Source organism: Aliiroseovarius subalbicans (genome assembly GCF_022678625.1).
GTDB classification, from domain to species: Bacteria; Pseudomonadota; Alphaproteobacteria; order Rhodobacterales; family Rhodobacteraceae; genus Aliiroseovarius_A; species Aliiroseovarius_A subalbicans.
Window position 1 is genome coordinate 642,461 of the sequence record NZ_JALBYQ010000001.1, and the last position, 25,034, is coordinate 667,494.

Below are 25,034 nucleotides of genomic sequence, written 5' to 3' on the forward strand. Positions count from 1 at the left end.
TTGTTTCGCCCCATCTGAACGACAAAGGGCGGCCACTTGGCCACCCTTTTCTTTGTGTCTTGAACGTGCAGGTCAGCTGTCGGGGCTGACCGTCTCTTCCGCATCACTCTCTGCTTCGTCGCCCTGTTCGGCGATCCGCGCCACCGACACGACGCTTTCGCCCTTGCCGGTGTTGAACACCTTCACGCCACCGGCCCCGCGTGAGCGGAAGCTGATGCCATCAACCGGACAGCGGATCGATTGGCCTTTCGAGGTGGCCAGCATGATCTGATCTTCCATCTCGATCGGGAAACAGGCGACGATCGGGCCGCCGCGCATGGTTTTCTCCATCGCAGTGACGCCTTGGCCGCCGCGCCCGCGCACCGGGTAATCGTGCGACGAGGAGATCTTGCCAATGCCACCTTCGGTGATGGTTACGATCAGATCCTCGGCGGCCTGCATCTCGGCGAACCGGTCAGCGGTGATGTCGCCCTCGATCTCGTCCTCGGCGCCTTCGTCATCCGCGCCGGCCAGTTGGCGGCGCATCTTGAGATAGGCGGACCGTTCAGAGGCTTCCGCGTCGAAATGGCGGATGACCGAGGCCGACACGACCTGATCCCCGTCATTCACCAGTTTGATGCCGCGCACACCCAGCGAGGCGCGCGAGTTGAACACGCGCACGTCAGTCACCGGGAAGCGGATCGCGCGGCCCGAAGAGGTGACCAGCATCACGTCGTCATTCTCATCGCAGATGCGCGCGTTGATCAGGCGGGTGCCTTCGTCGTCGCCTTCGAATTTCATCGCGATCTTGCCGTTGGCCTTCACATTGGTGAAATCCGACAACCGGTTGCGCCGGACTGAGCCCTTGGAGGTGGCAAAGACGATCTGCAAATCGTCCCACTCGGCCTCATCCCGGTCCACCGGCAGGATGGCGGCAATGGAAACACCCTGCGGAATCGGCAGGATCTGCAAGAGCGGCTTGCCCTTGGCGGTGCGTCCCCCCTGGGGCAGGCGCCAGGTCTTCAGCTTGTAGGCCATGCCGTCGTCGGTGAAAAACAGAAGCTGCGTGTGCGTGTTGGCCACAAAGAGCGTGGTGATCGCGTCCTCGTCCTTGGTCGCCATACCCGACAGCCCCTTGCCGCCGCGTTTCTGCGCGCGGAAATCGGCCAACGGCGTGCGCTTGGCCCAACCGCTTGCGGTGATGGTGACCACCATGTCCTCGCGCTCGATCAGGTCTTCGTCGTCCATGTCACCGGACCAGTCGACGATCTCAGTGCGGCGCGGCACGGCAAACTGATCTTTAACCTCGTTCAGCTCGTCCGAGATGATCGCCATGATCCGATCGCGCGACCGCAGGATGTCGAGGTAGTCGCGGATTTTCCCGGCCAGCTCTTGCAGCTCGTCGGTGACTTCCTTGACCCCCATCGCCGTCAGGCGCTGCAGGCGCAGCTCCAGGATCGCGCGGGCCTGGGTTTCCGACAGGTTGTAGGTCCCGTCGTCGTTCATCTTGTGGCTGGGGTCGTCGATCAGCTGGATGTATTCCGCGATGTCATGCGCGGGCCAGCGGCGGGTCATCAGTTTCTCACGCGCATCCGCTGGGTCGGCCGAGCTTCGGATCGTCGCGACGACCTCATCCACGTTCGACACGGCCACGGCCAGGCCGCACAGTACATGGCTGCGTTCACGCGCCTTTCGCAGGTCGAAGGCGGTGCGACGGGTCACAACTTCCTCACGGAAGGTGATGAAATGGCTCAGAAAATCGCGCAGGGTCAGCTGTTCGGGCCGTCCACCATTCAGCGCCAGCATGTTGCAGCCAAAATGGGTCTGCATCGGCGTGAAGCGGAACAGCTGGTTCAGCACCACTTCCGGGGTGGCGTCGCGCTTCAGCTCGACCACCACGCGCACGCCGATCCGGTCGCTTTCATCTGCGACGCCTGAGATGCCCTCGATCTTCTTTTCGCGCACCAGGTCGGCGATCTTTTCGATCATCGCGGCCTTGTTCACCTGATAAGGAATTTCATCCAGAACAATGGCATAGCGGTCCTTGCGGATCTCCTCGATCCGGGTTTTCGCCCGGATGATGACGCTGCCGCGCCCCTCGAGATACGCTTTGCGCGCGCCAGCCCGGCCCAGGATGATGCCGCCGGTGGGAAAGTCGGGGGCGGGCACGATCTCCATCAGGCGTTCGGACGACATGTCCGGTTCCGCGATCAGGGCCAGCGTTGCATCTATGACTTCGCCCAGATTATGCGGGGGGATGTTGGTGGCCATGCCAACGGCAATACCGCCGGCACCGTTGACCAGCATGTTCGGGAACCGCGCGGGCAGGACGGTGGGTTCCTTGTCCTTGCCGTCGTAATTGTCCTGAAAATCGACCGTGTCTTTTTCGATATCCGCCAACAAAGAGGCGGCGGGCTTGTCCATGCGCACTTCGGTATAGCGCATCGCCGCGGCGTTATCGCCATCCATCGAGCCGAAGTTGCCCTGACCATCCAGCAACGGCAGCGACATCGAAAACGGCTGCGCCATACGCACCAGCGCATCATAAATGGCGCTGTCGCCATGCGGGTGGTATTTCCCCATCGTATCGCCGACCGGACGGGCCGATTTGCGATAGGGTTTCTCATGCGTGTTGCCGGTTTCGGACATCGCGAAAAGGATGCGCCGGTGCACCGGTTTCAACCCGTCGCGCAGGTCCGGAATGGCACGGCTGACAATGACGCTCATCGCATAGTCGAGATAGGAGGTTTTCATCTCCTCCTCGATCGAAATCTGCGGCCCGTCATGTACTGGGCGCTCAGGCATCATTTCGTCCGTGTTCTCAGGGGGTTCTGGGGTGTCGTTCACGTTGTCCGCCATTCCTGTGCCGCGCACACTATATCTTGTTCCCGTCACCATATCATCGGGGGTGGTCATGGGGCAACCAAAAGGGGCCCCACACCCCCGTTTTCTTTCAAAGAAACCGCCCCGAAATCTTTGAAAGATTCCCTGGTGGCGCGCGTCATCCCCGGGCCATTCAAGGCTTTACGCGGCGGGCGAAGTAAAGGATGATCGCGCGCAAACAAGACGGCGAAACAGGACACCAAAACCATGGCCCAACCGCGCAGCATATTCGAGGAAGTGAGCGATGAGGCCGGCACCCGGCTAAACCTTGAAAAAGGAGCGATCGAACGCGGGGGCGGTGGCCGTGGCCGTGGCGCGATCCGGGTCTGGCTGATGATCCTGTTCGTTCTGGTCGCCGCGATGGTCGTGGTCGGCGGGTTGACCCGGCTGACAGATTCCGGTCTGTCGATCACCGAGTGGAACCTGGTGGGTGGGGCTTTGCCGCCGATGAACGCCGCCGACTGGGTGGTCGAGTTCGACAAATACCAGGCCAGTCCGGAATATCAGCTTCAGAACCGCGGCATGTCGCTTGAGGATTTCAAGGCGATCTATTGGTGGGAATGGGGCCACCGTCAGTTGGGCCGCTTCGTGGGCCTGGTCTGGGCTGTCGGGTTTCTGTTCTTCCTGGCCACCAAACGCATTCCCAACGGCTGGACCACGCGTTTGCTGGGTCTGGGCGCCCTTGGCGGCGCACAGGGGGCGATTGGCTGGTGGATGGTGTCCTCGGGCCTGACCGGTGAAATGGTGGACGTGGCGTCCTATCGCCTGGCGACCCATTTGGGCCTGGCCTTCGTCATCCTGGGGCTGATCACCTGGTACTTGTTGCTTCTGGGCCGCAACGAGGCTGCCTTGATGCAGGCCCGTCGCGGGCGTGAACGCAAGCTGTTTGGCATGTCGACCGGCTTGTTGCATCTCGCGTTCTTGCAGATCTTGCTGGGCGCCTTGGTGGCCGGGATCGACGCCGGGCGGTCCTTTGTCGACTGGCCGTGGATGGCAGGGCAGGTGTTCCCGCCTGACGCCTTCGACATCACGCCGGTCTGGCGCAACCTGTTTGAAAACGCGGGGTTGGTGCAATTCATGCACCGGATCGTCGGCTATCTTCTTTTCATTTTCGCGCTGGTCCTGTGGCGAGTGTCGCGCAAGTCGCCCAACCCGGTGACGCGCCAGGCTTTCACGCTGGTGACGGTGATGGTGGTGACCCAGGCGCTTTTGGGCATCTTTACCGTGCTTTACGCCGCGCCCCTGCACATCGCGATCACCCATCAGATCGGGGCCATCCTGGTCTGGGTTCTGACCCTGAACGCCCGCTTCGGCGCGGGCTATCCCACCGAACAATCTGTGAGGAACTGACATGGCGGCCTATGATGAACTGATCGCGTATGAGCGCGATACGCAGGCGCTGGCGCAGGTCGCAGGCCGGTTGGGCTGGGACCAGGAAACCGTGATGCCGCGCGGCGCCGCCCCACAGCGGGCCGAGGAAATGGGCGCGATCGAGCATGTGCTGCATGGGCGCCGTTCGGACCCGAAGGTGGGCGATTGGCTGGCCAAGGTCGAAGAGGCCGCGCTGGACGATGTGGGCCGCGCCAACATCCGCCACATCCGCCGCGCCTATGAACGGATGAACAAGGTGCCGGTGGCGCTGGCGGGCGAACTTGCGCGCGCCACGTCGGTGGCCCAGGGCGACTGGGCCCAGGCGCGCGCGGCCGATGATTTCGCATCTTTCCGCCCGGTGTTGGAAAACATCGTGAAGCTGAAGCGCGAAGAGGCGGCGGCGCTGTCGGATGGGGGGGATCTCTATGATGCGCTGCTGGACGATTATGAGCCCAACGCGACCGGCACCGAGCTTCAGGCGATGTTTGACGCGCTGCGCCCGCGCCTTGTGGCGCTGCGCGATGCCACGATGGGGGCGGCGCATCAGCCGCTGACGGTGACCGGCGATTTCGATGAACGCAAACAGATGAAGCTGGCCCGCGAACTGGCCCGCGCCTTCGGCTATGACATGAGCCAGGGGCGGCTGGATAAGGCGGTGCATCCCTTCAGCTCAGGCTCGGGGCTGGATGTGCGCATCACCACGCGCACTTCGGCCAGTGACCCGTTCAACTGCTTTTACTCCACCATCCATGAGGCCGGCCATGCCTGTTACGAACAGGGCATTGACCGCGCCTACCTGCTGACCCCACTGGGGCAGGGCGTGTCGATGGGGGTGCATGAAAGCCAAAGCCGGATTTATGAGAACCAGCTGGGGCGCTCGCGGGCCTTCACCGGCTGGCTGCATGATCGCATGGCCGAGGAATTCGGCGATCTTTCGGTGCCGGATCGCGATGCCTTCTATGGCGCGGTGAACAAGCTGCATCCGGGCTTCATTCGCACCGAGGCCGACGAGGTGCAGTATAACCTGCACGTGATGCTGCGGTTCGACCTCGAACGCCAAATGATTGCGGGCGACCTTGCGGTGGCGGACCTGGAAGAGGCGTGGAACGACCGCTTCCGCGCCGATTTCGGCGTCTCGGTGGATCGTGCGTCAAACGGCTGTTTGCAAGATGTGCACTGGTCGGTGGGGCTGTTTGGCTATTTCCCGACCTATTCGCTGGGCAATGTCTATGCCGGCTGCCTGAACGAGGCTTTGCAGGCCGAGATGCCGGATCTGGCGGACCATCTGGCGCGAGGCGAGGCGGCGACTCCGACGGCGTGGCTGCGCGACAAGGTGCAGGTGCATGGCGGGCTGTATGAGCCGAAAGAGGTGATCGAACGCGCGACCGGCAAGGCGGTCAGTGTCGAGCCGCTTCTGAGCTATCTTGAGGCGAAGTTCGGCGAGATCTACCGGCTGTAACGCGAGGCTTACAAGGAAAGCTTGATCTGCGCCTTGTATGGGCTCACGGCAATCTGGGCGAAGCTTTTGCCCAGCCGTTCCTCGGCCAGGACCATCACCTGTGCCGCCGCGCGGGCGTCTTCGCCTGCGTCGTGGTGACGAAATTCCAGCCCCAGCGCGTCTTTCAGGTGGCCCAACCCATGACCGCCATTGCCCTTGAACTCAGGCCAGGCGCGGCGCGCGATCTTAACGCTGTCGGTCCAGCTCAGCTCGGGCCGCGACAGATCATGCACCCGGCAGGCGGCCTCGATCGCCATCTGGTCAAAGCGGCTGTGCTGCACCAGATGATGCCGGGTCAGAAGCGGCAGAAGTGCGCCCCAAGCCTCGGCGAAACAGGGAGCGTCGACGACCGTATCTGGACCGATCCCGTGAAGCTCGACGTTGAAGGGATCGAATGACACCTGAGGGTCGACATGGGTCGAGAAGGTCTCAACGAAATTGTCCGGCCGCACGCAGCCCAGCCCGATCTGGCAGATCGACCCCGGGGCGCGGCTGGCGGTTTCGACGTCCAGCGCGATGAAACGATAGGAACCGGACGGGGCGATCACTTGTTCATCCCAGACCAGCGACAAACATGCCGGCCAGATAGGCGACGACGGCGCAGAGCCCGCCCAAAAGCACGGTTTCCGCCACCGAGCGGCCCGCCTTTTCGCCGGTCGCCGTGAACCTGAGCAGCCCGAGCGCCACCAGCGCGGCCCCGGTCGCGGCCACCGACCAGGCAAAGCGCGGCGCGCTTTCGTCCAGCACCACGAAGGGCAGCAGCGGGATCGCCCCGAAGGCGATGAAGGACAGGAAGGTCATCAACGCGCGGGCGCGCAGGTTGTGGGCGTCGGGCGCCTCCATGCCGTATTCATAGCGCAGCACCAGATCCGCCATCAGGGTCGGGCTGGTGGCCAGGTGATCGGCCGTGTGGCGGGCAATGTCGGGGGACAGGCCCTGGGTCTTCAAATGCTCGGCCATGCGGATTGCGGCGGCCTCGGGGCTGCCTGCGATCCGGTTGGTTTCCAACGCATGGCGGGCGCGAAACAGGTCGCGGTTTGATCGGCCCGACAGAAACTCGCCCAGCCCCATCGACACCGCGTCCGCTGTCAGGTTGGCCAGGCCGAAGATCAGGACTGCCAACGCGCCCAAGCCTGCGACGCCCTGCGCCTCGGCCCCGGCAAAGCCCGCAACGATGGCAAAGGTGGTGACAATGCCGTCATTGCCGCCGAACACGACCTGTTTGAGGTAATCGGTGAAGTGATGGGTGCCCGCAGCGCGCATGGTGCCTCTCGTTTTCCTGCCAAGCATAGCCTGCGTGGTGGCGAATACCAGTCGCGCGTCGTCGCGTCGCATGCGGATCGGCACTGTGGTGCCGTATCAAAGGACCAGGTGAAGTTCGCGCCATCCTCACGCCAGATTGCAGGGCGCGGGGGCGAAGAACTTTACAAACGGGTGAGTAATGGTGCCTGAGCGACCTCTTTGGCGACGAACGCCGCCGGCAGTCTTTTTTGTCTGCCTGGGGCTGTTCGGCCTTGGCCTGGGCTGGCGCAGCGCGGCCGAGGTCCTGCCGGTTCCGCACGAAATCGGCGATCTGCTTTTAGGCTTTGCGTTGGCCTTCTACTTGTATTTCCTGGTGTTCTACTTGCGCAAGATGGTCGCGCGTCCGTCGGTTCTGTTCGATGACCTGTCCAGCCCGCCCGCCCGCGCGGCGATGTCGGCGGCGGCGATGTCGATGATGCTGTTTGCCGCCGCGCTGCTTCCGTTCGGCGTGTCGGTGCCGCAGGTGTGGTGGACCGGCGTGGTGCTGCAAGTCGGAGCCAGCGCCGTGGCTTGCTGGGTGATCTGGCGCGAGCCGCAAGAAGACCGGTCTTTTACGCCGTTTCAGTTTTTAACCTTTGTCGGGCCCGTGGTCGGGCCGATTGCGGGCATCCCGCTGGGCTATGTGACCGAAAGCGCCCTTTTGACACTGGCTGCTTTGGTGCCGTTTTGCGTGATCACGATCGGCTTTGCGCTTCAGGCGCTGCGCGAACCGCCAACGTTAAAAATGCGCCCGACGTTGGCGATCTTTCTGGCCCCGACGGGGTTGTTTGCGATCTCGTTCGGGCTGTTGCAGGTCACCTGGGCTTTCACGGCGTTTTACGGTGTCGCCACGCTGACCGCCCTTGTTTTGCTGACCCGCGCCCGGTGGATGGCCGCCGGGGGCTGGTCGCCGCAATGGGCCGCGTTCACCTTTCCCTCAACAGTGTTCGTGAACCTGCAGGTGCTCGCCGTAGCCCGCGGTTTTGGCCTGCCCGCCGAACTGGGCGTGGGGCTTGGCCTTGCGGTCTCGACGCCTGTCGTGCTGTTCGTGACCTATCGTTTCGTGGGGCTTTGGGTGACCGGTGAACTGGCAGCGCAGACCGGCGCCGCGCGGGCTTAAGCCTTAGCCATCGGCTTTGGTCGTCTTATGGGCCCGGACCAGGTCACTCAAAAGGGCACGTCCGCGCGCCTCGGCGCGGCGAATGCGCACAGCGGTCAGAAACGCTTCTTCCAACGTGGTTGACGATGCGCCAATGGATTTCTTGACCTCTTCCATCAGGCTGATGTCGCCGGTCTCACGTTCGGCCTCCAGCACGTCCCTTGCCAGCGCGTCGGCCACCTGTTCCAGAAGATCCATGGCGGCCTCAGCGTGTGGTTTCGGTCAGGCGGCGGCGCACATATTCATCGACACAGGTGATCATTGTGTCCATGTGCGGCTCTTCAAAGAAGTGGCCCGAGCCTTCCACTTCGGTGTGGGTGATGGTGATGCCCTTTTGTTCGTGCAACTTGTCGACCAGGGTGTGGGTGTCGGCTGGCGGCGCGACGCGGTCGGCCGTGCCATTGATCATCAGACCAGAGGACGGGCAGGGGGCCAAGAAACTGAAATCATACATGTTCGCGGGTGGCGACACCGAGATAAATCCAGTGATTTCCGGACGGCGCATCAACAACTGCATGCCGATCCAGGCGCCAAAGGAAAATCCCGCGACCCAGCAATGTTTCGCGTTCTGGTTCATCGACTGCAGGTAGTCCAGCGCCGAGGCGGCATCAGACAGCTCGCCCACGCCCTGATCATATTCGCCCTGCGATCGCCCCACGCCGCGGAAATTGAACCGCAACACGGTAAAGCCCATGTTGTAGAATGCATAATGCAGGTTGTAGACGACCTTGTTGTTCATCGTCCCGCCGAACTGCGGATGCGGATGCAGCACGATTGCGATCGGCGCGTCCTTCTGTTTCTGCGGGTGATAGCGGCCTTCAAGACGGCCTTCGGGGCCGGGGAAAATGACTTCGGGCATCGTGTCTCGTCTCTCCTGTCGTGCCCGAATTCTTGACGAATTTTGTCGGGCACCATAATACGGTCGCGAAAGCCGGTTTGGTTTCCGGCGCTTGGCGGTTGCCCCTGACCTAAGTGTCGGAACGGCATTCGTCAATGTTTATGCGGGAGAAGGTCCATGAAGCTGTCGACCAAGGGGCGCTATGCGATGGTCGCGCTGACCGATTTGGCGATGCAATCTGACGGCGAGCTTCTGTCGCTCACCGAATTATCGAAGCGTCAGGATATTTCGCTCCCTTACCTTGAACAGTTGTTCGTGAAACTACGCCGCGCCGAACTGGTAGAAAGCGTTCGCGGGCCTGGTGGCGGCTATCGCTTGGCCAAACCGCCGTCCGAGATCCGCGTGGCGGATGTTCTGGGCGCGGTGGATGAAACAGTGTCCGCGATGCACACCGGTGCAGGCGCGTCGGGTGGTGTGTCCGGGTCGAGGGCGCAGTCGATGACGAACCGGTTGTGGGAGGGGCTGAGCGCACATGTCTATGTGTTTCTGCACCAGACCCGACTGTCTGACGTGGTTCAGAATGAACTGACGCCCTGTCCCGCTGTGCCGACGCTGTTTCATGTCGTGGACGACGACTAGCCCGCCCTGCGGCATTTTCTTGCCCTCGACAAAGATGTTTTTGGAAAGATGAAAGAGCGGTGATGCGCGGATACCTCGATTGGAATGCGACCACGCCTTTGCGGCCCGAAGCACGCGACGCGATGACGGCGGCGATGGACGTGGTGGGCAACCCGTCCAGCGTGCATGCCGAAGGGCGTGCCGCCAAAGGCCTGATCGAACGCGCCCGCGGGCAGGTGGCACGCGCGTTTGGCGCGGACGGGGCGGATGTGGTGTTCTGTTCCTCGGCCACCGAGGCCGCCGCGCTGGCGCTGGCAGGACGTGGGATAGCCTGTAGCGGTCTTGAGCATGACGCGGTGGCATCCTGGTGCGACGTGGCCTTGCAAGCGGACGCGCGCGGACAGGTGGCGGTGGGGGATCCCGGTGCCTCGGCGCTTCAGGCCGCCAACAGCGAAACCGGTATTCGGCCGGAACTGCCCGAGGGGTTGTTTCTGACCGATGCGACGCAGGTCTTTGGCAAGGTGCCCTTTGCCTTCAACTGGTGTGGGGCGACGATGGCGATCATCTCAGCCCACAAGTTGGGCGGGCCGAAGGGCATCGGTGCGCTTGTGATGAAGCGCGGCACCGAGGTGCAGGCGCGCATCACCGGGGGCGGGCAGGAGATGGGCCGCCGGTCGGGCACCGAGAACCTGATCGGCATTGTTGGTTTTGGCGCCGCAGCCGAGGCCGCCGCGCGCGATTTGGAAGGCGAAACATGGCCCAGGGTCGAGAAACTTAGAAATATTCTAGAAAAGACTCTGGCAGAATCTGCAAAAGAGACTATTTTTGTAGGGATTGATGCGAACAGGCTTCCCAACACTTCGTGTTTCGTCACGCCCGGATGGAAGGGTGAGACACAGGTGATGGTTATGGACCTCGCTGGATTTGCCATTTCGGCGGGCTCTGCGTGTTCCAGCGGCAAAGTGAAACCCTCGCGGGTGCTGCGGGCCATGGGGTTCAGTGATGCGGATGCGGCTTGTGCCGTGCGCGTGTCTTTGGGCCCGACGACGACTGAGGAAGAGGTGATGCGCTTTTGTGAAGCGTGGACCGGAGAATACAGGAAATTCCGTGCGCGCCGCTGAGCGTGGGCGGGCGGATGAGAGGTGGCAATGGCCGGTACGGATGACATGATCGCCAAGGATGGCGTCGAGGAAGAAACGGTTGCGGCCGTGAAGACCCTTGCAGGAAAGTACAAATACGGCTGGGAAACCGAGATCGAGATGGAATACGCGCCCAAGGGCGTGAACCCCGACATCGTACGCCTGATTTCCGACAAGAACGAAGAACCGGAGTGGATGACCGAATGGCGTCTGGCCGCGTTCGAGCGTTGGGAAAAGATGGTGGAGCCCAGCTGGGCGCTGCTGAATTATCCTGAGATCGATTTCCAGGATCAGTATTATTACGCCCGTCCCAAGTCGATGGAAAAGAAACCGGAGTCACTTGAAGATGTCGACCCCAAGCTGTTGGCAACATACGAAAAACTTGGCATTCCGTTGAAGGAACAAATGATCCTTGCCGGCGTCGAAGGCGCCGAGGACATTCCCGCCGAAGGCCGCAAAGTCGCGGTAGACGCGGTGTTTGACTCCGTGTCCGTAGGCACGACGTTCCAGGCCGAATTGCAGAAGGCCGGGGTTATCTTCTGTTCGATCTCGGAAGCGATCCGCGAACATCCCGAGCTGGTGAAGAAATACCTCGGCTCGGTGGTTCCGGTCAGCGACAATTATTATGCGACGCTGAATTCCGCTGTCTTCAGTGACGGATCCTTCGTCTATATCCCGCCCGGGGTGCGCTGCCCGATGGAGCTGAGCACGTATTTCCGCATCAACGCAGAGAACACCGGCCAGTTCGAACGCACGCTGATCATCGCCGACAAGGGCAGCTATGTGTCCTATCTCGAAGGTTGCACCGCGCCGCAGCGCGACGTGGCACAATTGCACGCCGCCGTGGTCGAGATCATCATCGAAGAAGACGCCGAGGTGAAGTATTCCACCGTGCAAAACTGGTTCCCCGGGGACGAAAACGGCAAAGGTGGCATCTATAACTTTGTCACCAAGCGCGCCGATTGCCGCGGTGATCGGTCCAAGGTCATGTGGACACAGGTGGAAACCGGGTCCGCGGTGACCTGGAAATACCCGTCCTGCATCCTGCGCGGCGCCGAAAGCCAGGGCGAGTTCTACTCGATCGCGATCACCAATAACTACCAGCAGGCCGATACGGGCACCAAGATGGTGCATCTGGGGCGCGATACCAAATCGCGCATCGTGTCCAAGGGGATCAGCGCGGGCAAGGCGCAGAACACCTATCGCGGGTTGGTCAGCATGCACCCGAAGGCCAAGAACAGCCGCAATTATACCCAGTGCGACAGTCTATTGATTGGTGATCAATGCGGGGCACACACGGTGCCTTACATCGAGGTCAAGAACAACTCGTCCCGGGTCGAGCATGAGGCGACCACGTCCAAGGTAGATGATGAACAGATGTTCTATTGCCGCCAGCGCGGCATGGACGAGGAAGAGGCGGTGGCGCTGATCGTCAACGGCTTCGCCAAGGAAGTGTTGCAGGCGCTGCCTATGGAGTTTGCGATGGAAGCGCAGCAGCTGGTTGCCATCTCGCTTGAGGGGTCCGTCGGGTGATTGGCGCGCTGTTCCTGTTGCCACTGGCCGCGATGGCCTGGACCGGCCGGCACCATTGGCACCACCGGGCCGAACCTGCCCGCGTGAAAGCGCGGCCGGGGCAAGGCACTTGTTATCCGCGCACGGAAAGGTAAAGCGATGATCACCACGACAACCCCGTCCATCGAGGGCAAACCGATCACCGCTTACCACGGTATCGTCACCGGTGAGGCCATTCTGGGTGCGAACATTTTCCGCGATATCTTCGCACAAGTGCGCGACATCGTCGGCGGACGCTCGGGTGCCTATGAACAGGAATTGGGCAAGGCGCGGCGCACTGCGCTTGCCGAAATGGAAGAAGAGGCGACCCGCATGGGCGCCAATGCAGTCGTGGGCGTGGACCTCGACTATGAAGTGATCAACAACATGCTGATGGTGTCTGCCTCGGGCACGGCCGTCACCGTATCGTAAGGAAGTAATCATGCTGAATATCAAAGGCTTGAAGGTCAAGCTTGAAGACGAGGACAAGCAGATCCTCAAAGGTGTGGACCTTGAGGTGCCCGCCGGTGCCGTGCACGCGATCATGGGCCCGAACGGGTCCGGCAAATCGACACTGTCCTATGTGCTGTCGGGGCGCGATGGCTATGAGGTCACCGGTGGCGAAGCAACGCTGGACGACGAAAACCTGTTGGAGTTGGAAGCCGAAGAACGCGCCGCCGCCGGCCTGTTCCTGGCCTTCCAATACCCGGTGGAAATCCCCGGTGTTGGTAACATGACCTTCCTGCGCACGGCTGTGAACGCACAGCGCAAGGCGCGCGGGCAGGATGAAATGTCGGCCACTGAATTCCTCAAGGTGATCCGCGCCAAGGCCAAGACGCTGAAGATCGACGCCGACATGTTGAAACGCCCCGTCAACGTGGGCTTTTCGGGCGGTGAAAAGAAGCGCAACGAGATCCTTCAGATGGCGATGCTGGAACCCAAGATGTGCATTCTGGACGAAACGGATTCCGGTTTGGATGTCGACGCGATGAAGCTGGTGTCCGAAGGCGTGAACGCACTGCGTGACAAAGGCCGCTCGTTCCTGGTGATCACCCACTACCAACGCCTGCTGGATCACATCAAACCGGACGTGGTGCACATCATGGCCAATGGTCGTATCGTGAAATCGGGCGGGCCGGAACTGGCGCTGGAAGTCGAACACAACGGCTATGCCGACATTCTGGCGGAGATGGCCTGATGGGGTTGCCTGACACGGATGTGACCGGGCGCAGCCTGCCGCAATCGGGCGCTTGGGCCAAAGCCGCACGCGAAGACGCGCAGGCGCGGTTGCATGCGATGGGCCTGCCGGGCCGGCGCGACGAGTATTGGAAATACACCCGCCCCGACACGCTGATCGCGGACGATCCCGCGCCAGCGGCGGTGTTCCACACCGATGAAGCACCGCTTTACGATGGGATCGATCGCGTCAAGGTCGTGTTCATTGACGGTGTGTTTGACGCCGCCGCCTCGGACCCGCTGGAACTGGCCGGGGTGGAAATCGAGCGGCTGGAAACAGCTGCGCAGACCGACATTCATTGGGCCAAGGGGCTTTATGGCACGTTGGAGACGAACGGCCAGACACCGGTCGCGCGCCCGCTGGCCGCGCTGAACACCGCGTATGCCACCGACGGCGTGTTAATCCGGGTGACCGGCAAGGCGGACAAGCCGGTGTCGCTGATCTATCGCCATGAAAACGACGCCTCGGACGCGATCCTGCACCATGTGGTCAAACTTGAGGCCGGCGCCGACCTGACCCTGTTGGAAAACGGCCCCGCAGCGGCCCGGTTCAACAAGGTGCTTGAAGTCGACGTGGCCGATGGCGCCGCGTTCCACCATGTGCGTGCACAAGGCCGCGATCATGAACGCCAGGCGGTGACGCATATCTTCGCCCGGTTGGGGCGTGAAAGCACGTTCAAAAGCTTCACCATGACGGTGAACGGCCGCCTGACCCGCAATGAATGCGTGATCGAGCTGACCGGTGATGATGCGGTGGCGCATGTCGCGGGGGCCGCGATGGGTGACGGAGAATTCCACCATGACGATACCGTCTTCATCACCCATGACGCGGTGAATTGCGAAAGCCGTCAGGTGTTCAAGAAGGTGCTGCGCAACGGTGCGACCGGCGTGTTCCAGGGCAAGATCCTGGTGAAACCGGACGCGCAAAAGACCGACGGTTACCAGAAATCGCAATCGCTTTTGCTGGACGACGATGCACAGTTCTATGCCAAGCCGGAGCTTGAGATTTACGCCGATGACGTGATCTGTTCGCACGGTTCGACCACCGGGGCGATCGATGACGAAGCGCTGTTTTATTTGCGCTCGCGCGGAGTGCCCGAGGTGCTGGCAACAGACCTTCTGGTGTTGGCCTTCCTCGCTGAAGCGATTGATGAGATCGAGGACGAAGCGATCGCCGAAGACGTGGTGTCGCGCCTGGATGCTTGGCTGCAACGGCGGCGCGACTGACCCATGTCGGTGGTGCGCGATATCCTGCGAAGCTACCGCGCCCCGCGTGAGGTGTTTCAGCGCCGGGTCGCGGGTGGCCCGCGCGAGGATCGCGCGCTGGCGGTGCTGATGGGGGGCTGCGTCGTCGTGTTCGTCGCGCAATGGCCGCGCCTGACCCGCCTGGCCTTCGAGACGGGGCAGGAACTGAACCCGCTTTTGGGTGGCGCGCTGTTTGCCTGGCTTTTCATCATGCCGCTGGTGCTTTACGCCCTTGGCACGACGATGCACCTGCTGGCCCGGGCGATGCGGGGACACGGAAGCGCCTATCGCGCGCGATTTGCGCTGTTCTGGGCGCTGCTCTGTGCCTCGCCGCTGTGGCTGTTCTGGGGGCTGACCGTGGGATTCATCGGGACCGGTCCCGCAGTGTTTCTGACTGGTTTCATCGGTTTTGCGGCCTTTCTTCTGTTCTGGTCGATCAACTTTCGCGAGGCTGAGTGGGGATGAAATTCGAATTCGGATACCTGTTCGGCATGGCGCTTCAGTCGATCCCCGAACCGCGCAAGGTGGCGCGTGACCTGTTCGCGCTGAACCTGCCGCGTGATACACTGTGGCTGATCCTCATGTTGCTGATCACCATCGGCGCCGTGCTGGGCACGCTGGCCTCGCTTGTGTTCCCGGTTGAAGACGCAATGTTCGCACCGTTCCTGTCCAACCACATCGCGCTAGCGGTGGTCGAGGGCGGGGCGATGTTTGTGATCACAAACATGCTTTATCTGGTCGGGCGGGCCTTTGGTGGCCAGGGGACTCTGGAACAGGCTCTGGTCACCGTGATCTGGCTGGAATTCGTGACCTTGGTGGTGCAGGTTGGCATCCTCGTCCTCAGCTTGTTTGCGCCCGCGCTCGCGGTGCTGCTCTGGCTTGCGGGCGGTGTGGCTTTCTTCTGGATTATCAGTCACTTCACGGCTGAAATGCATGGATTCAAATCGGTTGGCCTGGTGTTCGCCGCGCTCATCGTGATCGTCGCCGTGTTCATTTTTGTCCTTTCAATCTTCCTCGCCATCCTTGGGGTGGGCGCGGGCCAAACGGGACTTTCCTGATGTATGACGTCAGCAAGATTCGCGCTGATTTTCCGATCCTCTCGCGTGAGGTGAACGGGCAGCCGCTGTGCTATCTCGACAATGGCGCCTCGGCGCAGAAACCGCAGCCGGTAATCGACGCAGTTACGCGCGGGTATGCCGAGGAATATTCTAATGTTCACAGGGGCTTGCATTACCTTTCGAACCTTGCAACCGAGAAATACGAGGCCGTGCGCGGGACCATTGCCCGGTTCCTGAACGCGCGCTCTGAAGATGAGATCATTCTGAACTCCGGCACCACCGAAGGGATCAACATGGTCGCCTATGCCTGGGCGATGCCGCGTTTGCAGGCCGGGGATGAGATCCTTTTGACGTCGATGGAGCACCACGCCAACATCGTGCCGTGGCATTTCCTGCGCGAACGGCAAGGCGTCGTGCTGAAATGGGTCGATCCCGAGGCTGATGGATCGCTGGACCCGCAAAAGGTTCTGGACGCGATTGGGCCCAAGACCCGGTTGGTTGCAGTTACACAATGTTCCAACGTGTTAGGAACAATTGTTGATGTAAAAACCATCTGTTCGGGTGCCCGGGACAAGGGCGTTCCGGTGCTGGTCGACGGCTCTCAGGGGGCCGTTCACATGCCGGTGGACGTGCAGGATATAGGCTGTGATTTCTATGCCATTACCGGGCACAAGCTCTATGGCCCCTCTGGGTCCGGCGCGATTTATGTCCATGCGGATCGTCAGGCCGAGATGCGGCCCTTCCTGGGCGGGGGAGACATGATCCGCGATGTATCGAAGGATGTGGTCACATATGCCGACCCGCCGCTAAAATTCGAAGCCGGCACCCCGGGGATCGTTCAGACCATCGGACTGGGCGTCGCGCTGGAGTATCTGATGGATCTGGGCATGGAGAATGTCGCCGGGCATGAGGCCGCGCTGGCAGCCTATGCTTCAGAGCGGCTGCAGGGGTTGAACTGGGTGAATGTCCAGGGGCAAGCCCCTGGCAAGGCAGCGATTTTCTCGCTTACCCTGGACGGCGCCGCGCATGCGCATGACATTTCGACCATCCTGGACAAGAAGGGCATCGCGGTGCGTGCAGGCCACCATTGTGCCCAACCATTGATGGAGCATCTTGGCGTGCCCGCCACCGCGCGGGCCAGTTTCGGTCTGTACAACACGACAGATGAGGTCGACCGGCTGATCGACGGGTTGGAGCTGTGTCATCGCCTGTTGGCGTGATCCTCAGGCGTCAGGGTTGATCAGGCCCAGCCCACGCAGGTAGATGCCGATGCCGCTCTCCAGCAAGTCTTCGGGTGGAAAGGGGCTTTTCGTGCCGGGATTGCCGCGCGCGAACAGTTCAACCACACCGTGGCTCATCGCCCAGATATGTTCGCTGACCATTCGCGAGGGCGGGCGTTTCTCAGGCGGGATATGTTCCGACAATTCCGCGGCGGCGCGCTCCAGCACTCCCATCGCGCGGTTCGCCACCAACGCCAGGTCAGGCGACCGGTTCACGGAAATCCCACTTTCGAACATCGAAATGTAATGGCCGGGGTATTTGCGGGCAAAGGCAAGGTAGGCGCGGCCGGTGGCCTCGAAGCTGGCCAGCGCCGAAGGTTGCCCGGTGCCATAGGCGTATTCCATCAGGTCGGCGAAAATCTCAAAGCCCTGGCGCGCGGCTTCGGCGATCAGGTCCTCGCGCCCGGCAAAGTGGCGATAGACCGCGGCGGGGGTCACGCCAGCCTGTTTTGCCGCCTCGGAGAGGGTAAAGCCGGTCGGGCCCTTTTCCTCGATCAGGGCAAGGGCGCCGTCGACCAGCGCCTGGCGCAGATTGCCGTGATGATAGCCGCGCTTTTTAGGCATCCCAAAGATCCGGGCCGCCGCAGATTTTCGCATCTGGGGCCGTTGCGACCGACGCGTCCTTGCCGGCATAGTCGACGCCCGAGAGCACGGCGCGCAAAGCGGCGATGCGGGCGCGGCGCTTGTCGTCCGAGCGCACGATCGTCCAGGGCGTGCGGTCACGATGGGTGCGGTCGAAGTTTTCGCGGATCGCATCGGTGTAGCCGTCCCAGCGGTTCAGCCCCTCGACATCGATCCAGCTGAGCTTCCACTGTTTCAGCGGGTCTTTTTCGCGCGCAAGGAAGCGGCGCAATTGCTCGGCACGCCCGACGTTGAGCCAGAGCTTCACGAAATGGATGCCCTCGTCGGCCAGCATGTCCTCAAATTCAGGCAGCTGGCGAAAGAACGCCTCGCGCTGCCGGTCTTCGCAAAATCCGAACACCTTTTCCACCACGCCGCGATTGTACCAGGAGCGGTCGAACAGGGTGATTTCACCCGCCGTGGGCAGGTGTTGCACATAGCGTTGGAAATACCACTCACCTGCTTCGCGCTCGGTCGGTTTCGACAGGGCGACGACTTTGGCGACACGCGGGTTCAGGTTTTCGCGAAAGCGTTTGATCGTGCCGCCCTTACCGGCCGCGTCGCGGCCTTCGAAGACCACGACCACGCGTTTGCCAGTGGCCTTTACGTCGGCCTGAAGCTTCACCAGCTCCAGCTGAAGCGCCGCGATCGTCTGTTCGTATTCCTTGCGCCCCATGCGGTCGTCATAGGGATAGCTGTCGGACAGGATGTCTTTCTTTCCACCGTCCTGAATGGCGCGGCGCACCTCTTCAGGGGCCGTGTCGGTGAAGAATTTCGAAATTCCGCCGTCAAAGGGTAACGTCATCAAGCTCTCCTGCCGCAACTACGCTATGCCCTTATCAATATGGTCATTTTTCGCCTGCACGCAATGCAGCGCGGTCGATCGCGGCAATGACGTCGGGGATGTTGGTGTGGTGTGGCATATGGCCGACACCGGGCAGAAGCGTCAGCCGGGCCTGATCAAGCGCCTGCGCCAGGGGGGCGGCATGGATCTGGTGTGGCACGGTGGTATCGTGGTCGCCATGCAGAAGCTCCACCGGTACGGTGATCCGACCGTAGTGGGTCGACATTTCGGTGATCTGTGCCAAAAGCCCGCGCCGCTGCATCGCATTTGCCCGCAGGGCCGCGCGGCGCAGGGTCAGGTCGGGGCCGAAATGCTCGACATAGCCGTCGGGCGCGGGCTGCGGCGCGAATACGGCGGCAATTTCGCGTGCGACATAGGCCTCGGGCACGAAGGCGGCGATCAACGGGATGACGATCCAGCGGCCGGGTAGGGAAGAGGTCACGGTGTAGTAGGTGCCGAGCCCGGTGTTCCAGGGCATCGCCGGGGCCGAGACCGCGACCAGCGCCGAAAGCGTGTCGGGGCGTTCACTGGCCCAGGTGAGCCCTACCGCGCCGCCATAGCTTTGCCCCAGTACGATCGGGCGGTCGGCGCCCAGCCGGGCCACGGTGGCCTGGATCAGGCGGGCCTGCGTCGACAGGGTGTCCCCGTCGGGGTGCGCCTCGCTCCACCCCAGGCCGGGGCGGTCGACCAGGATCACGCGGTAGCGTTTGGCCAATGCGGGGGCCAGGTCCAGGGTGAAGTCACGCAGGTTGCCCGAGGAGCCGTGGATCATCACCAGGTCCGGCCCATCGCCCATCACGCGGGCATGCATGCGGATGCCGTCGATGTCGTGAAGCTGCCCGGTGGGCGGGTGGGTCTGTGCCGCGCGCGCCTCGCGCCGGGTGGCCAGAACATGGGTCAGCCCGGCACCGGCCAGAAGCGTCAGGGCCGCGGCGCCCAGCACCTTAACCCCGCAGGTCCGTGGTCGTCTGGCCGATCTTGTCCATGTCGAACGGCGTGGTCAGATAGATTTCACTGATCCAGTTCGAATAGAGCAGGTGCGCGTGACTGCGCCAGCGGTTTTCCGGCGGCCGCGATGGGTCATCGTCGGGGTAGTAATTCATCGGCACATTGATCGGCGCGCCTTTGGCCACGTCGCGATCATATTCGCCCTTCAGCGTCTCGCTGTCGTATTCGAAATGGTTGAAAATATAGAGCGCGCGATGCTCTGCGTCCTCGATCAGGCATGGCCCGGCGTGGTCCGACCCGATCAGCGTGCGCAGCGCGGGCACCGCGTCGATTTCGCCCTGTTTCATCTCGGTCCAGCGGCTGACCGGAATGACGAAATTGTCGGAAAATCCACGCAGATAGGGCGATGCGGGCGCCAGGTTCTTTTGCGGAAAGCAGCCGAACGCCTTGGCGTCCAACATGTGTTTCTGCACCCCGTGGAAATGGTGGATCATCGCCATCCCGCCCCAACACACGCCGAAGGTGGAATGCACGTTGGTCTGGGTCCATTCGATGATTTCAACCATCTCGTCCCAATAGGTGACGTCTTCGAAATCCAAATGCTCAATGGGCGCGCCGGTGATGATCAGACCGTCGAATTTACGGTCCTTCACGTCCTGGAACGCCTCGTAATGGGCGCCGATATGGGCCTGGCTGGTGGTTTTCGAGATATGTTCACTGGGCCGGATCAACGTCAGCTCGATCTGCAGCGGATTGGCCCCGATCAGGCGGGCAAATTGCGTCTCGGTCTCGATCTTTTTCGGCATCAGGTTCAGGATCGCGATCTTGAGCGGGCGGATGTCCTGATGTGCCGCATGGCTGTCGGACATGACCATCACGCCTTCCTGCGTCAGCACGTCGAAGGCCGGCAGGGTGGAGGGCAGTTTGATGGGCATGGGGTCGCTTTCTGTCAGGGAGTTTGGGAAAGGGGCGTGGGCTTAGCGCATCTCAAGCGCATGGGCCACCAGCGCGTCGAAATCTTCGGGCGTTTTCACTTGGGCAAGCTCATGGGCGCACAGGGTGATGCCGTGCTGTGCCATCGTCTCATAGAGCGGCTGGCGATGCGCCAGCGCACGGGCATAGGTCCAGCGGATGAAGGCATCAGGATCGACGGAATCTTCCTTTAGGTTGTGTTCGCTCAGATATTGCGCCCAGCACCGCTCAAGAAACTCGGGCTGATAGGCCATCGGTTTCGGGGCGCGGTCAAAGCGGCGGATCAGCTCTTGCGTATGGGCCTCATCGCCCTTCAGCCAGATCAGCAGGCATTCATCCGACAGCGCCTTCAGGATCGGGTCATCCAGCCCGGCGTCCGGGTCGATCCATTCGCAGATCGAGCCACCGCTGTCGCAGATGAAATGCGGATAGCCATAGATGCGCAGGGCGCGTTCGGCGAATTCGGGCGTGTCCAGAAGCGCCGCGATCTCGGCCTGTTTGAACTGCTCCTGGCGGCGGCGGTATTCCGACATCGGCAGGCCACCCTTGGCTGGATCGCCCGGCTTGCCCAGATAGGTCGAGACTGGCGTCAGGTTCTCGAACGAAATGTTCGACCCGATATAAATCGAATCCGACATGAGCAGGTCGCGCAGGAACGGGACCTTCATCGCCTCGGCCTTGAAATTGTCGACGATATGTTCGCCCATATACCGCGTGCCGATGCGGTAATCGGCGGAATAGTGGAACCAGTCGCCGTGGGCGCGCAGCATGTTGGACAGGTATGTTTTGCCCAGCCCGGACATGCCAAAGAACAGGATCTTCTTGCGCGGCGCCTGGCGCCATTCATCTGCATTCACGTATTTCATGGCCCTTTGGTAAGCGGGCCGGGCAGGGGGGTCAACGGCGGAAGCGGGACAGCAGCCGCCCGTCCAGCACGATGAGACCCAGGGCCAACACTCCAAGACCTGCAAAGGCGTTCGGCGGCAAGGTCTCGGCGCGCAGCCAGCCTCCCAGCACGATGGCCACCGGCGGGATCAAAAGCGTGACAAGCATCAGGTTGCCCGATCCTGCCTTTTTCAGAATGCTGTAATACAGCAGATAGGCCAGCGCGGTGGCAACAATCGCGTAGTAGGCAATCGCGGCCCAGGTGGTCAGGCTCAGCGCCATGGGAAGCGGGCCATCCAGCGCCCAGGCAGCGGGCAGCATGATCAGGGTCGATCCCGTCAGCATCCCCATCGCCGCGACCTGAGGCGGCAGGTGTGACAGGCGTTTCTTGGCCCAGACCCCGGCAAAGGCATAAGACAGCGTGGCCGTCACCGCAGCCAACTGCGCCAGTGAACGGGGATCGAAACGCAGCATGTTTTCAACCCCGATCGTTACCGCCACACCAAGAAAGCCGATCAGCACGCCAAGCGTCTTGCGCGCGGTCAGGCGTTCGTCAGCGAAAAAGGCGGCGGCGACCAGAACGCCGAACACGGCCGTGGTGGCGTTGAAGATCGAAACCAGGCCGCTTTCGACGTAAAGCTGGCTCCAATTGAGCAGGGTGAAGGGCAGGATATTGTTGAGCAATCCCATCACCAGAAACGCGCCCCAGGTGCGGGCGTCACGGGGAATGGGAAGGCGACGCACCAGCACATAGATCCACAAGATCACGCTGGCCCAAAGCACGCGATGCGCGACGGAATGGGCCACGCTGATGTCGTCCAGCGCGATGCGCGTGGCCAGAAAAACGCCGCCCCAGATCAGGCCCAGCAAGAACAACTCGGCCCAGGCGCGCGAGGAGATGTGAGTTTGTGTCATGCTTGAACCTGGCGTTTCGGCCCGGCCCGCGCGACCCGCTTCTTGCGTATTAGCCCCGCCGCGCTTCGGCGCGCAGGTTCACGATATTGGCGCCGATGATGATGGCTGCACCCAAGAAGACCAGCCAATCCAGCCCTTCGTCATAAAACACCATGCCGATCAGCGCGATTAGCGGCAGGCGGGTGAAGTCGATCGGAATAACAACGGTGGCGGGCGCGAGGCTCAGCGCCTTGGTCAGGCAGAAATGCGCGACCAGCCCCGCACAGCCGATCAAAAGCAGCCAGGGCGCGGTTGCGGCCGAGGGCAGGGTGACGTCGCCGTCATACCCGGCGCAGATAACGCCAAAGACAGCCTGCATAACGGTCAGCCAGAACAGGATGCAGGTGATGCTTTCCGTTCGGGTCAGGCGCCGGGTGAACACCGCCGACCCGGCAAAGCCGATGGCAGAGAGCGCGGCGGCCAGCACGCCCGGCGACAGGCTGTCCAGCCCCGGGCGTGCAACGATCAGAATACCGATGAACCCCATCACCGCAGCAAAGGCGCGGGTGCGCGTCAGACGTTCGGACAGAAAGAAGGGCGCCAGCACCGTGACCCAAAGAGGCGAGGTAAACTCAAGCGCGAATACCTGCGCCAGCGGGATCACCGTGACCGCGAAGAACCACAGGTTTTGTCCGGTGAAGTGGCTGAGATTGCGGGCAAAATGCCAGCCCATGTGGCGCCGGTTCACCTGACCCAATGTGCCCGAAAGGCGCGCAGCCACAAGCACGATCGTGATCCCGATCAGCGAGCGATAGAGCATCAGCTCAAACGTATCGAGCTCAAAACTGACCGCACGCCCCGCTACGGCCATCGCCGAGAACGAGCCGATCGCACCGATCATCCACAGTGCTGCGGTCAAGATAGGATTTCGGACCATCCGTGCATTGGTAAGGCCAACGGCGTGAATGGCAATGGCCGTTACGTCATTTTGTCCCAACCCGGGTCGCACGACTTGCCAAGCCGCCGGTGGATCGGTTCACTGCGTGTCGGGAGGACCGGGCATGATCGACAGCAACGGCAAGACGATAGACGAGGTCTTTCGCGAGGCAGCAGCGCGCTGGCCCGACGCGGATTTCGTAGTGGCACCACAGACCGCGGCCACGCCCGTGCGCAGCTTCAGCTTTCTCGACATGGCGCGCGGCGTGGATGCCTGCACCCAGGCGTTGGCGCGGGCGGGCTATGGTCGCGGGCAGCGGGTGGCGGTGCTTTTGGGCGCAACGCCCGAGCATTACGTGGTGAAACTGGCGCTGAATCGTCTGGGTCTGTCCTGCGTGCCGGTGAACCCCGATTACCGCGCGGGCGAATTGGCCTATCTGTTGGAGGACAGCAGCGCGGTGTTGGCCATCTCTGACGCGCGTCATGCTGAGGCGATGAAAGAGGGTATCGCCGCCGCGATGACCACGCCGCGTTTCGTGCTGTTCGACGATATACTGGATACCCTGCCTGCCGCGCCCTATCCGCCCAACCGCGGCGGCATCACGCCCGAGGACGAGGCGAGCCTGCTCTATACCTCAGGCACAACAGGCAAGCCCAAGGGCTGCATCCTGAGCCACGACTATGAGCTGTCGGTGGGGCAGACCTATGTTGATATTCCGGGCCTGATCTCGCTGCGCGAAGGGCAGGATCGCATCCTGAACCCGCTGCCTGCCTTTCACATCAACGCAGGCATCATGACCTTCCTGGCCGCGATGCTCACCGGCAATGCGCTGATCCAGCCGGAACGGTTTTCGGCCAAGACCTGGTGGCGCGACGTGCAGGACACGGGTGCGACGGTGTTTCACTACCTCGGCGTGGTGATCTCGGTGCTGCTGGCCGACCCCGACGCCGGGCCCGATGAAATCGGAGCCTTGCGCGCAGGTCTTGGCGCCGGGGTGGACCCGTCGCTGCATGGGGTGTTTGAAGAGAGGTTCGGCATTCCACTGGTCGAGGCCTGGGGCATGACGGAAATGTGCCGGGTGCTGTTCATCGCCGAAGAGCCGCGCCAGATCGACACCCGCGCGATGGGCCGACCGCGCGCCGACCTTGCGTGCAAGGTGATGGGCGACGACGGGCGCGAAGCGCCGCGCGGCACGCCGGGTGAGCTGTGGATCCGCCATTCCGCCGACACCCCGCGCAAGGGGTTCTTTTCCGGCTATCTGAACAAACCTGATGCGACGCGCGAGGTTTGGGAACACGGCTGGTTCCACACCGGTGACACGGTGACGATGGATGACAGCAGCATGATCTATTTCGTCGACCGCTCCAAGAACATCATCCGGCGCGCAGGTGAAAACATCGCCGCCGCCGAGGTCGAGAACGTGCTGTTCGACGACAACCGGATCGTGAACGTCGCTTGCATCGCCGTACCGGACGACATGCGGGAAGAGGAGGTGATGGCCTGCGTCGTGTTGGGCGAGGACGTGGTGCCGGATGAGGCAACTGCACGCGCGATCTTTGACCGGGCCTTCGGGCAGATGGCGTACTTCAAACCGCCCGGTTGGATCCGGTTCATGGAAGCTTTGCCGGTGACCGGCACGCAAAAGGTGGTGAAACACAAAATCTTTGCCGAAGGGGCCGACCCGCTGGAGCAGGCGTTCGATTTTCGCAGTCTGAAAAAGCGTGGGTAGGGCGTGGTGATTTCCGGCCCTCGGTTTTTCCAAACATAGGGGCTTATGTTTGCTGTGATCTTGTCCGA

Annotated in this window: 25 protein-coding genes; 13 read left to right on the top strand and 12 right to left on the bottom strand. The window is 62.1% G+C overall.

From position 1 onward, the window contains the following. Nucleotides 1-72: 72 nt before the first annotated feature. Nucleotides 73-2,826, bottom strand: coding sequence for a DNA gyrase subunit A (gene gyrA / locus MN188_RS03175; protein ID WP_242107360.1), 2,754 nt, complete (start codon nt 2,824-2,826; stop codon nt 73-75). 243 nt (nt 2,827-3,069) lie between these two features. Between gyrA and ctaA the strand changes: the two genes are divergently transcribed. Both ctaA and MN188_RS03185 read left to right on the top strand, forming a co-directional pair. Beyond that, complete coding sequence (gene ctaA, locus MN188_RS03180; RefSeq protein WP_242106071.1) at nt 3,070-4,212, top strand: heme A synthase; 1,143 nt, start codon at nt 3,070-3,072, stop codon at nt 4,210-4,212. 1 nt (nt 4,213) lies between these two features. Next, nucleotides 4,214-5,692: a carboxypeptidase M32 gene (locus tag MN188_RS03185; protein ID WP_242106072.1), complete on the top strand. Its 1,479-nt coding sequence runs from the start codon at nt 4,214-4,216 to the stop codon at nt 5,690-5,692. Between the two features lie 8 nt (nt 5,693-5,700). On the opposite strand, the gene MN188_RS03190 is transcribed toward MN188_RS03185, so the two are convergent. Then, complete coding sequence (locus MN188_RS03190; RefSeq protein ID WP_242106074.1) at nt 5,701-6,279, bottom strand: exonuclease domain-containing protein; 579 nt, start codon at nt 6,277-6,279, stop codon at nt 5,701-5,703. A 4-nt stretch (nt 6,280-6,283) separates the two neighbouring features. Continuing rightward, nucleotides 6,284-7,066 carry a VIT1/CCC1 transporter family protein gene (locus MN188_RS03195; protein WP_242106077.1) on the bottom strand — a complete coding sequence of 261 codons (783 nt, stop codon included), beginning with the start codon at nt 7,064-7,066 and terminating at the stop codon, nt 6,284-6,286. Between the two features lie 109 nt (nt 7,067-7,175). Here MN188_RS03195 and MN188_RS03200 point away from each other — a divergent pair, with 109 nt between their 5' ends. Next, nucleotides 7,176-8,132 (top strand): TDT family transporter, encoded by a 957-nt coding sequence (locus tag MN188_RS03200; RefSeq protein WP_242106079.1) that lies wholly within the window; start codon nt 7,176-7,178, stop codon nt 8,130-8,132. A gap of 3 nt (nt 8,133-8,135) precedes the next feature. On the opposite strand, the gene MN188_RS03205 is transcribed toward MN188_RS03200, so the two are convergent. Continuing rightward, nucleotides 8,136-8,369 carry a hypothetical protein gene (locus MN188_RS03205; RefSeq protein ID WP_242106080.1) on the bottom strand — a complete coding sequence of 78 codons (234 nt, stop codon included), beginning with the start codon at nt 8,367-8,369 and terminating at the stop codon, nt 8,136-8,138. 7 nt (nt 8,370-8,376) lie between these two features. After that, complete coding sequence (locus MN188_RS03210; protein ID WP_242106083.1) at nt 8,377-9,030, bottom strand: alpha/beta hydrolase; 654 nt, start codon at nt 9,028-9,030, stop codon at nt 8,377-8,379. A gap of 156 nt (nt 9,031-9,186) precedes the next feature. Here MN188_RS03210 and iscR point away from each other — a divergent pair, with 156 nt between their 5' ends. The 9 genes from iscR to MN188_RS03255 all read left to right on the top strand — a co-directional run bounded on the left by iscR (nt 9,187) and on the right by MN188_RS03255 (nt 17,076). Next, nucleotides 9,187-9,648: a Fe-S cluster assembly transcriptional regulator IscR gene (gene iscR / locus MN188_RS03215; protein ID WP_242106092.1), complete on the top strand. Its 462-nt coding sequence runs from the start codon at nt 9,187-9,189 to the stop codon at nt 9,646-9,648. A gap of 59 nt (nt 9,649-9,707) precedes the next feature. Next, a complete protein-coding gene (locus MN188_RS03220) occupies nt 9,708-10,748 on the top strand; it encodes a cysteine desulfurase family protein (protein WP_242106094.1) in 1,041 nt (346 codons plus the stop codon). 27 nt (nt 10,749-10,775) lie between these two features. Continuing rightward, nucleotides 10,776-12,299: a Fe-S cluster assembly protein SufB gene (gene sufB, locus MN188_RS03225; RefSeq protein WP_242106096.1), complete on the top strand. Its 1,524-nt coding sequence runs from the start codon at nt 10,776-10,778 to the stop codon at nt 12,297-12,299. 138 nt (nt 12,300-12,437) lie between these two features. Beyond that, complete coding sequence (locus MN188_RS03230; RefSeq protein ID WP_242106097.1) at nt 12,438-12,749, top strand: heavy metal-binding domain-containing protein; 312 nt, start codon at nt 12,438-12,440, stop codon at nt 12,747-12,749. 10 nt (nt 12,750-12,759) lie between these two features. Further along, on the top strand, nt 12,760-13,515 hold the full coding sequence (gene sufC / locus MN188_RS03235) for a Fe-S cluster assembly ATPase SufC (RefSeq protein WP_242106100.1): 756 nt from the start codon (nt 12,760-12,762) through the stop codon (nt 13,513-13,515). After that, on the top strand, nt 13,515-14,780 hold the full coding sequence (sufD, locus tag MN188_RS03240; RefSeq protein WP_242106101.1) for a Fe-S cluster assembly protein SufD: 1,266 nt from the start codon (nt 13,515-13,517) through the stop codon (nt 14,778-14,780). The genes sufC and sufD overlap by 1 nt, the downstream gene beginning before the upstream one ends. A gap of 3 nt (nt 14,781-14,783) precedes the next feature. Continuing rightward, complete coding sequence (locus MN188_RS03245; RefSeq protein WP_242106104.1) at nt 14,784-15,263, top strand: YIP1 family protein; 480 nt, start codon at nt 14,784-14,786, stop codon at nt 15,261-15,263. Next, entirely contained in the window at nt 15,260-15,856 is a 597-nt protein-coding gene (locus tag MN188_RS03250; protein WP_242106106.1) for a Yip1 family protein, read from the top strand. Before MN188_RS03245 ends, MN188_RS03250 begins: the two co-directional genes overlap by 4 nt. Beyond that, complete coding sequence (locus MN188_RS03255) at nt 15,856-17,076, top strand: cysteine desulfurase (RefSeq protein WP_242106108.1); 1,221 nt, start codon at nt 15,856-15,858, stop codon at nt 17,074-17,076. The genes MN188_RS03250 and MN188_RS03255 overlap by 1 nt, the downstream gene beginning before the upstream one ends. A 3-nt stretch (nt 17,077-17,079) precedes the next feature. On the opposite strand, the gene MN188_RS03260 is transcribed toward MN188_RS03255, so the two are convergent. Genes MN188_RS03260 through MN188_RS03290 form a run of 7 tightly spaced genes read right to left on the bottom strand, consistent with a single transcriptional unit; the run spans nt 17,080 to nt 23,237 of the window. Beyond that, nucleotides 17,080-17,700 carry a TetR/AcrR family transcriptional regulator gene (locus MN188_RS03260; RefSeq protein WP_242106110.1) on the bottom strand — a complete coding sequence of 207 codons (621 nt, stop codon included), beginning with the start codon at nt 17,698-17,700 and terminating at the stop codon, nt 17,080-17,082. Beyond that, nucleotides 17,693-18,562, bottom strand: coding sequence for a polyphosphate kinase 2 (gene ppk2 / locus MN188_RS03265; protein ID WP_242106112.1), 870 nt, complete (start codon nt 18,560-18,562; stop codon nt 17,693-17,695). The genes MN188_RS03260 and ppk2 overlap by 8 nt, the downstream gene beginning before the upstream one ends. 43 nt (nt 18,563-18,605) lie before the next feature. Continuing rightward, nucleotides 18,606-19,544 carry an alpha/beta fold hydrolase gene (locus tag MN188_RS03270; protein ID WP_242106114.1) on the bottom strand — a complete coding sequence of 313 codons (939 nt, stop codon included), beginning with the start codon at nt 19,542-19,544 and terminating at the stop codon, nt 18,606-18,608. Between the two features lies 1 nt (nt 19,545). Further along, nucleotides 19,546-20,484, bottom strand: a complete 939-nt coding sequence (locus MN188_RS03275; RefSeq protein ID WP_242106116.1) for a homoserine O-succinyltransferase — start codon at nt 20,482-20,484, stop codon at nt 19,546-19,548. A gap of 42 nt (nt 20,485-20,526) precedes the next feature. Continuing rightward, a complete protein-coding gene (locus MN188_RS03280) occupies nt 20,527-21,387 on the bottom strand; it encodes an ATPase (protein ID WP_242106118.1) in 861 nt (286 codons plus the stop codon). 31 nt (nt 21,388-21,418) lie between these two features. Next, nucleotides 21,419-22,321 carry a DMT family transporter gene (locus MN188_RS03285; protein ID WP_242106119.1) on the bottom strand — a complete coding sequence of 301 codons (903 nt, stop codon included), beginning with the start codon at nt 22,319-22,321 and terminating at the stop codon, nt 21,419-21,421. Between the two features lie 49 nt (nt 22,322-22,370). Next, the gene (locus MN188_RS03290; RefSeq protein WP_242106121.1) at nt 22,371-23,237 is read right to left on the bottom strand and encodes a DMT family transporter; all 867 of its coding nucleotides are present in this window, start codon (nt 23,235-23,237) and stop codon (nt 22,371-22,373) included. Between the two features lie 124 nt (nt 23,238-23,361). Between MN188_RS03290 and MN188_RS03295 the strand changes: the two genes are divergently transcribed. Then, entirely contained in the window at nt 23,362-24,966 is a 1,605-nt protein-coding gene (locus MN188_RS03295; protein WP_242106123.1) for an AMP-binding protein, read from the top strand. Nucleotides 24,967-25,034 lie beyond the last annotated feature (68 nt).